This is a genomic window from Vibrio sp. 10N.222.49.A3, assembly GCF_041475145.1.
Classification (GTDB): Bacteria; Pseudomonadota; Gammaproteobacteria; order Enterobacterales; family Vibrionaceae; genus Vibrio; species Vibrio tasmaniensis_A.
This window is the reverse complement of sequence record NZ_JBFRVM010000071.1, coordinates 1-3,826: the sequence shown is the minus strand read 5'-3', so window position 1 is coordinate 3,826 and position 3,826 is coordinate 1. Positions and strand designations below refer to the sequence as shown.

2 protein-coding genes and 3 tRNA genes are annotated in these 3,826 nt (G+C 43.0%); 1 reads left to right on the top strand and 4 read right to left on the bottom strand.

Features of this window, described 5'->3' with window-relative positions; genetic code table 11:
* Positions 1–28 precede the first annotated feature (28 nt).
* The 3 genes from AB4589_RS13295 to AB4589_RS13285 all read right to left on the bottom strand — a co-directional run bounded on the left by AB4589_RS13295 (position 29) and on the right by AB4589_RS13285 (position 398).
* Positions 29–104 (bottom strand) — tRNA-Gly (locus AB4589_RS13295).
* A gap of 50 nt (positions 105–154) precedes the next feature.
* Positions 155–228, bottom strand: a tRNA-Cys gene (locus tag AB4589_RS13290).
* Between the two features lie 83 nt (positions 229–311).
* A tRNA-Leu gene (locus AB4589_RS13285) sits at positions 312–398 on the bottom strand.
* 349 nt (positions 399–747) lie between these two features.
* Between AB4589_RS13285 and AB4589_RS13280 the strand changes: the two genes are divergently transcribed.
* Entirely contained in the window at positions 748–1,536 is a 789-nt protein-coding gene (locus AB4589_RS13280; RefSeq protein WP_017101843.1) for a lipase family protein, read from the top strand.
* A 97-nt stretch (positions 1,537–1,633) separates the two neighbouring features.
* Here the strand turns inward: AB4589_RS13280 and AB4589_RS13275 are convergent, their stop codons facing one another.
* The gene (locus AB4589_RS13275; RefSeq protein WP_017077332.1) at positions 1,634–3,499 is read right to left on the bottom strand and encodes a methyl-accepting chemotaxis protein; all 1,866 of its coding nucleotides are present in this window, start codon (positions 3,497–3,499) and stop codon (positions 1,634–1,636) included.
* Positions 3,500–3,826: the final 327 nt, after the last annotated feature.

Below are 3,826 nucleotides of genomic sequence, written 5' to 3'. Positions count from 1 at the left end.
TGTCGAAATGAATCAACATTACAAAATTTGGAGCGATACATCGGGTTCGAACCGATGACCTCAACCTTGGCAAGGTTGCGCTCTACCAACTGAGCTAGTATCGCATTTTCATTCTACTAATTTCTTACCTTATCAAAACGTAAGAGAAAGAGAATGGAGGCGCCTCCCGGAGTCGAACCGAGGTCCACGGATTTGCAATCCGCTGCATAGCCACTCTGCCAAGGCGCCTTTATCAACATAAAAATATATTGAAGTGTTTTAAGAGGACCACTCTTTGTTCAACACTCTACTCAAAGTAGAAACTAGATAGATGGTGCCCTGGGCCGGACTTGAACCGGCACAGCGCGAACGCCGAGGGATTTTAAATCCCTTGTGTCTACCAATTCCACCACCAGGGCAACGCAATCATGCGATGCTGATTACCGAAGAGTAAAACACCATCTCTCTGCGACCTAAGCCGTGAGAACGAGGTGTACTTTAACGGATAGAAAAAATTCGTCAACAGTAAATTTTATCTTTCAATTCAAGTGATTAATTATCGAACTCAAACGAATGAATTTAGTGCAGCTTGTACGGTTCTTATTCGTAGACTTTGAGTTTGAGTTGGAATTCAAAGGCCGAACTCCCATTTTCAGACTCACAAAATACTGTCAATTCCATTGAATTAGAGAAACACGACTTAGTTTTCATGTGCTTTTCACATTCAAAGGCTAGAGTTTTAAGTAACGACTATTACGAAATGACAACGTGAAGCCACTAAAACGATACCAATATGAACGCTACGCTGTGCTCTGCAACCTCGCCTACCCTAGAGTTTTTAAACAAACTCGTTACGGTTTTGACCCTAATGGACAGCGCATCATAAAGAATCAGTTTGGCAAAACCATGATTCGAGTCTTATGGAGCAGCGACAAAGATGAAGTCGTCGTGGTTATCAAGGGGTCACACAGCGTTTCTGACTGGCTACTCACTTTTGCTCTATGGACAAGAAGCTGTAAAAGGATTGGGCTGAACTATCGTGTACATGCCGGGTTCTACCATCTCATGTTTCAAGGAAGCCAACCAAGCCGTAATGAAGATAAACTGGGACAAACTGTCATTGAACGCTTGGAAACCACTTTAATTCCTCTATTGGAACAAGGCAAAAGAATATCGATTACTGGCCACTCTTCTGGTGGCTCTATTGGTTGTGTATTCGCTGATTACTTGGACCAAAAACACCCAGGTTGTATTAAACGAATCGTCACGTTTGGACAGCCCGCGGTCGGTGATTGGAGTTTCAAAAAGAACTACCGCTTGAGCAAGAAAACCTACCGTATCTGTTGCGAAATCGATATTGTCACCTTCATGCCGCCCGTACCGCTGTTGTATTGGCATGTAGGCAAAGTACTTTGGCTCTATAACGGCAGGATTTACGAAAACACACCGACGTTAATACGCCTCGGGCGATCAATATTCAGTTGGTTAATCCGGCCTTTCTCTTATCACCTAATGAGTAAGTATATTCGTAACAAAGACTTCTTTGACAAACATTGAGCATGCTCTATAAATAAAAAAGAGCACACGCTTTAACAGCCAGTGCTCTTTCTAGTTTCTAATTGATCTTTGTGCTTAAGCTAATATTAGCCTGAACTTAAAGCTTGAATCGTGACAGCTCTTGTTTCAAGTCACTCGCTAAATGACTTAGCTGATCGGCTTGTGAAACCGCATCGGTCGCATCAACTGCCATCACATCACTCACTTCACGAACAGATTCGGTATTCGCATTGATTTCAGCGGTAACCAGTGACTGCTCTTCAGCAGCAGAAGCTATCTGAGTTGCCATATCGCTGATCATCTGAATTGCCTCACGTATTTGAGCCAAGCTCTCTCCCGCCATATCCACGTCATGTACGCTTGTTTTCGCCATATCGTGGCTTTGTGTCATCACTTTAACGGCACCACTAGTCGCTTGTTGTAAGCGCTTGATCTTGTCTTCGATCTCTTCTGTTGAAGCATGAGTTCGTTGTGAAAGCACTCGAACCTCATCGGCAACCACTGCAAAGCCTCGACCTTGTTCGCCTGCCCTTGCTGCTTCAATTGCCGCATTGAGTGCAAGTAAGTTAGTTTGCTCCGCTATTTCGCGAATCGTCGCCAAGATAGACGCGATTTGTTGACCATGCTCTTCAAGCTCGCTGATGATAGACACAGCGCTTGTTAGCTCTGTTGCAAGCTCATTGATCGATGATTGGCTTTTAGCCATCTGTTGGAAGCCTTGTTCGCTCAACTCAACAGAGTGAGTCGCACTTTTGGCCGTACTATCAGCATTCGTAGCAATTTCTGCTGTTGCTGTCGCCATTTCTGTCACAGCTGTTGCAACCATTGTGATCTCGTCTTGCTGTCTGCTGACGCTATCGCTGCGTTTTAATGCGCTGCTGTTGGCGTGTTCAGCTCCGTTATTCATTGCCGTCGAAACATCAGTCACGTTTTTCATCATTGCATGAAGTCTATCTACGAACACATTAAACTTGTCGGCAAGTTGCCCTACTTCATCTTTACTCGACACTTGAAGGCGCTGTGTTAAATCACCTTCCCCTTCCGCAATATCAGCTAATGCTTCACTCACTCGACCCAGTTCAACTAATTGACGAGCCACAAACCATGAGGTTGCTGCAGCCATAACGATCAATACAATCAAACCTGTGGTGATTTGGCTAATCAACATATCGAACAACGGCTGCTCTAGTACGTCTTTATCCATTTCAATCACAAGTAGCCAGTCGGTGCCTTTAATAGGCTCAGCCATGATGACGCGCTCATCACCATCAACTTGTGTAAAAATTGTCGTTAAGTTTTGTGCAGCACTGTTTAATCCAGAAACACTTAATTCAGGTGCTATCTCTTTGACTTGCTTAAGGATGAAATCTTTATTCTTATGAGCAACGACCGTGCCTTGCTTATCAATTAGGATCGCTCGTCCATTACCTGGAACCTGAATAGCCAACACATCTTCAATTAGCTTGTCTAATGCAAGGTTAGATGCCACAACACCTATGATCGATCCATTCTCGGTCACAGGATCGGTCAATGTCACCACTAAGGTTTGCATGGTTACACTCACGTAAGGCTTGGTTGTTACTGCGCGGTTCTCAGCTAAGGTTTGTTTATACCAACCTCGAACTCTTGGGTCATACCCCGCTTTATTCAATGAAGGATCATGACGGAACATCTCACCTTCTTTGTTACCGTAATAACTCAATCCAAACCCACCAGATACCAAGGTTTGACGTAAATGAGGAACGATATCTATTGAAGGGTTAAGCTGTACTTGTTGTTTAAGCCCATGTACTGCTTGTTTCTTATCGTAAAACCAGTCACTGATGCCCTTTGCATGGGCTTGAAGTGTATTACGACTTTCACTTTCTATAGCTTGCCAGCTGTTTGTTTGAAAAGTCTTATAACCCATGAAAAGAAGAATGGCAGATGTAACAGCAATCGCCAAAACTACAGAGAAAACCATTTTTCTCTTTAGACTAAATTGCATATTTAAGAACCTCTTATAGAATAATTAAAGAAATATAAAGAGGGACACTATCACTCATACACATGTTTTAATTAGAGTTATCCCATAAAACAATGAAACAAATTGAGCATTATGGTTAATTGTGACTTTGATTTATTTAGCGGTCTATCAACAAAGGTTCAACTTAGGATTCCACCAAAACGGCGTTGGGCTTAGCAAATATCAAAGGGAGAAATGAAGAGGTAAGGACGAAGAAACAAGAAGCAAAGTGCCAGAAACGAAAAAACCAGCCACAAGGACTGGTTTTTCTGAATAGTGGAGGCG